Origin of the sequence: Bartonella sp. CE47NXGY, assembly GCF_042195415.1 — a bacterium.
GTDB lineage: Bacteria > Pseudomonadota > Alphaproteobacteria > Rhizobiales > Rhizobiaceae > Bartonella.
Genome location: NZ_JBHIOI010000072.1, coordinates 1 through 3,304, shown reverse-complemented (window position 1 = coordinate 3,304; position 3,304 = coordinate 1). Strand labels below are relative to the sequence as shown.

Below are 3,304 nucleotides of genomic sequence, written 5' to 3'. Positions count from 1 at the left end.
TTCTTCATTTTCGCACATCACTAAGAGAATTTCATCAGAATTTATAAACACTGGTTTATTCACAAATGCCTCCATACTGCCTATTGGCAAAAGTTATTTTCTAAGATATGGAGTGAACATATTTTCGATTTTAGAATAAGTCAATATAATTTTTCTAAAACAGAAAAAATTTTTTTAGTGATAGACAAATAGTCTACACAAAAAAGTAATTTAATTTTCATTTCAATGTGGAGAAAATTCTGTATGAAGCAGTCTAAAAAAGCTCTAAAAATATTTTCGTCATTAACAAATGAGCAAAAACGGGTGGTTATTTTCCATCTTCTTCTTGCAAAGATCGCAGAAAAGAAATGACGGCTTTTCTATGCTCTGGCTTTGCCGAGGAATATAATTTTAAAAAATAATCATCACAATTATCGGGTATAAAATGAGGGGGGAGAGCTTTAAAAAATGAAGTTAATCTAACGAGTTCATCAGCAGATATGCTTCTACTTTCTTTATCATCATCGACAGAAAGCATTTTAGATACAACAGATGTATGAAGTCCCATATGTTTAGCTAATTCAGTTCGGGACCCATGACCCATTGTTTTAAGTTTTTCATTTGCCCAAATTTTTATTTCTTTTTGAATATCCATACTTATCAATATTCCTATTGTTTTAAAAAATATCAACATTTCTATTTTAGAAAAAATGTTGACATTTTTTCTATAATCGAATAAATGCCCGTTTGATAAATAGAGAAATTAAAATGAATATCAAAAATTCAGCAGGTACGATTATAAAATATTTAGGCGGTGCGAAACGTGTGTCATTGATTTCTCAATGCCATGTGTCTGCTGTTTATAAATGGACTTATCCTTTAAAAAAACTAGAGGGTAAAGGCGGAATTATACCAGCTAAATATCAAATTATGCTTCTGAACTACGCACGTGATCATGGGATAGATTTGCGTCCAGAAGATTTTTTTTATCCCGAGCGCTTGCAGAGATTAATGCAAGAGCAACACCCCCCAATGTCGAAAATTTGCAAGAGCTGCGGTGTTGATCAGAAGGTCGATAGATTGCAGCATTAAGGAGATCAAAATGAGTTCGAATGAAATTTTATGGATAGCAGTGGTTTCAGTTTTGCTCTTAAGCGGAGTGATGTTTCGTATTGCATTGCATTATCGCGATCAAGTTAAAGCACTTAAAGAGCAGGTTCAAGATATTAAGAAAAAAATGAAAGAGAATGAGTTTAGGTATTTAAAGGAAAGCAAGCAGACAATTGATGAATGTGATGCGGATCTTGAAGAACGTGACAAGGAAATTAAACAACTGAAGCAAGAGATTGAAGAACGTGACGAGGAAATTAAACAACTGAAACAAAAGATTGAAGAACGTGACGAGGAAATTAAACAACTGAAGCAAGAGATTAAAGAACGTGACGAGAAAATTCAAAGACTAACACAAGAGCTTAAGCCGCGTGATGAAGCAGTAAAAGCGCCGCTTCATAAGAATAAGAAGAGTAAGAAGAAGGGTAAGTGAGGAGAGAGGGATGGGCTTAATTGCACTTATTATATCTTGTATTGCTAATTTGTGTTCATGTTATGCGGTTTATACCAATTTTAAAAACATAAAAATGCTTAGACAAGCGATAAAAGAACGAGATGAGTTAATAGCGTCACAAAAAGCGTTGATGGAAGGACAGCTAGCAGAAAAAAATGAGTTAATAGCGTCACAAAAAGCATTGATGGAAGAACAGCTAGCAGAAAATGAAGAGAAAATACAACATTTACAAAAATTACAAAAAGAAGTGCAAGAACGTTTGTTGGAATCTGAACAGAAGAAATCTAAAGAGCAAGAATATTTGACTGAATATGAAAATATTTATGAAAATCTTCAAGAGTCTGAAGATGTTCGTGCGCTTGTAAGAGAGTTTGTAGAAAAAGCCCCAATTGTAAATGAAGAAGATGATAGAACGCAAAAGATACTAATACAATTGATGAAGGATGAGCAGAAAAAGAATGAAGCAATTGAAATTATTGAAGATTTCAATAGATGGTTTATGGCAAAACAATCGGTTACAGTTGCAGAAGCCAATAAATGGGATAGGGCACAATATTTATCATTTCTTCTTATGAAACCAAAGCCAATGACATGGGCCGAGTTGGCTGAAAAAAGCTCTGAGGAACAACAGCGTTATTCATCATGTTGGAAAACGGTTATTTATTGAATGGAAACAGCTTGGAATACAACAGATCGGATAGTTTATTACTTGGTTTAATATTAAAATATTCGGGGCAAAAAGTCACTTTTTCTGGTGGATTTAAAGGATTTACGGCAGTGTGCTCCATAGTCAATATTAAAGGAATTTCTGAGTTTCTGTCTATAGGAAAAACACCAATAATTAGTCCTAATAGACCAGAAGGTTTGAGGCTAAATGGATCAATATCGCTATGTATGGGTGGATCGACTCGAGGTTTCTTTAAGCATAAGTGTTTTTCCTGTTGAGGATGGATGTAATGTAGTGCTCCTAGTGATTGTGGCAAAAGTTCACGATAGCATGCGGACATAAAGATAAAAAGGCTATTATCCTGTATGCTGATAGAGTTGATTTTAATTGTTTGTTTTGTAGCATTTGTAATGATTAAAGATACATATATTACTGGAAAGATATCATTAGGATTATCACTTATCCATGAACTGTGTGTGGTAACACGGAGCTTTTTTTCTTCTAAAATCTCTAATTGTTTTTCCAGAACTGTGGCAAGCTTTTTCATTGATATCGCTTGTTGTCTAGTTGATTTAGCTATGTCCATGGCATTGGCTAATTCTGTTTTAAATTTTTCTCGATCTTCTTCTCTTAATTTTTCATCTTTTTCTCGATCTTCCTTTCTCAATTTTGCAGCTTCTATGCGATCTTCTTCTCTTAATTTTTCATCTTTTTCTCGATCTTCCTTTCTCAATTTTGCAGCTTCTATGCGATCTTCTTCTCTTGATTTTTCAGCTTCTATTTTGTCTTCCTTTCTTAATTTCAATGTCTGTTTAATAGAACGAAAAGCAAAAATTGCTGATAATAAAGCACCAACCGAAGAAAGTGCTGAAAATAATACAGAAAACGCTGAAAATAATACAGGATGCTGTTCTATCCAATTTAAAACTGCTTGCATATTTTACACACCGTTCTTTCTTTCATTTTCGGAAAAAAACAACCTAATAAAACACATTGTGTATGGAGAGGCGCAGTGAATAACACGATTCTTTGTTTTGATCTAGGTACCAAAACGGGGTGGGCGATACGTGGTGCAAGTGGTGACATGTTCAGTG

General features: G+C 33.9%; 5 protein-coding genes. 3 read left to right on the top strand and 2 right to left on the bottom strand.

Annotation, left to right across the window (positions count from 1 at the left end; all coding sequences use genetic code 11):
* Nucleotides 1-307 precede the first annotated feature (307 nt).
* Complete coding sequence (locus ACFIL3_RS09305) at nucleotides 308-634, bottom strand: hypothetical protein (protein ID WP_273721234.1); 327 nt, start codon at nucleotides 632-634, stop codon at nucleotides 308-310.
* 113 nt (nucleotides 635-747) lie between these two features.
* On the opposite strand from ACFIL3_RS09305, the gene ACFIL3_RS09300 reads away from it, so the two are divergent.
* From ACFIL3_RS09300 to ACFIL3_RS09290, 3 genes are read left to right on the top strand one after another with little or no spacing between them, the layout of a single operon-like run.
* A complete protein-coding gene (locus ACFIL3_RS09300) occupies nucleotides 748-1,071 on the top strand; it encodes a hypothetical protein (RefSeq protein ID WP_375682140.1) in 324 nt (107 codons plus the stop codon).
* A 10-nt stretch (nucleotides 1,072-1,081) separates the two neighbouring features.
* A complete protein-coding gene (locus ACFIL3_RS09295) occupies nucleotides 1,082-1,522 on the top strand; it encodes a coiled-coil domain-containing protein (protein WP_375682139.1) in 441 nt (146 codons plus the stop codon).
* 10 nt (nucleotides 1,523-1,532) lie between these two features.
* A complete protein-coding gene (locus ACFIL3_RS09290; protein WP_375682138.1) occupies nucleotides 1,533-2,210 on the top strand; it encodes a hypothetical protein in 678 nt (225 codons plus the stop codon).
* Here ACFIL3_RS09290 and ACFIL3_RS09285 read toward each other — a convergent pair.
* Entirely contained in the window at nucleotides 2,200-3,147 is a 948-nt protein-coding gene (locus tag ACFIL3_RS09285) for a hypothetical protein (protein ID WP_375682137.1), read from the bottom strand. The two genes, ACFIL3_RS09290 and ACFIL3_RS09285, sit on opposite strands and share 11 nt — an antisense overlap.
* Nucleotides 3,148-3,304: the final 157 nt, after the last annotated feature.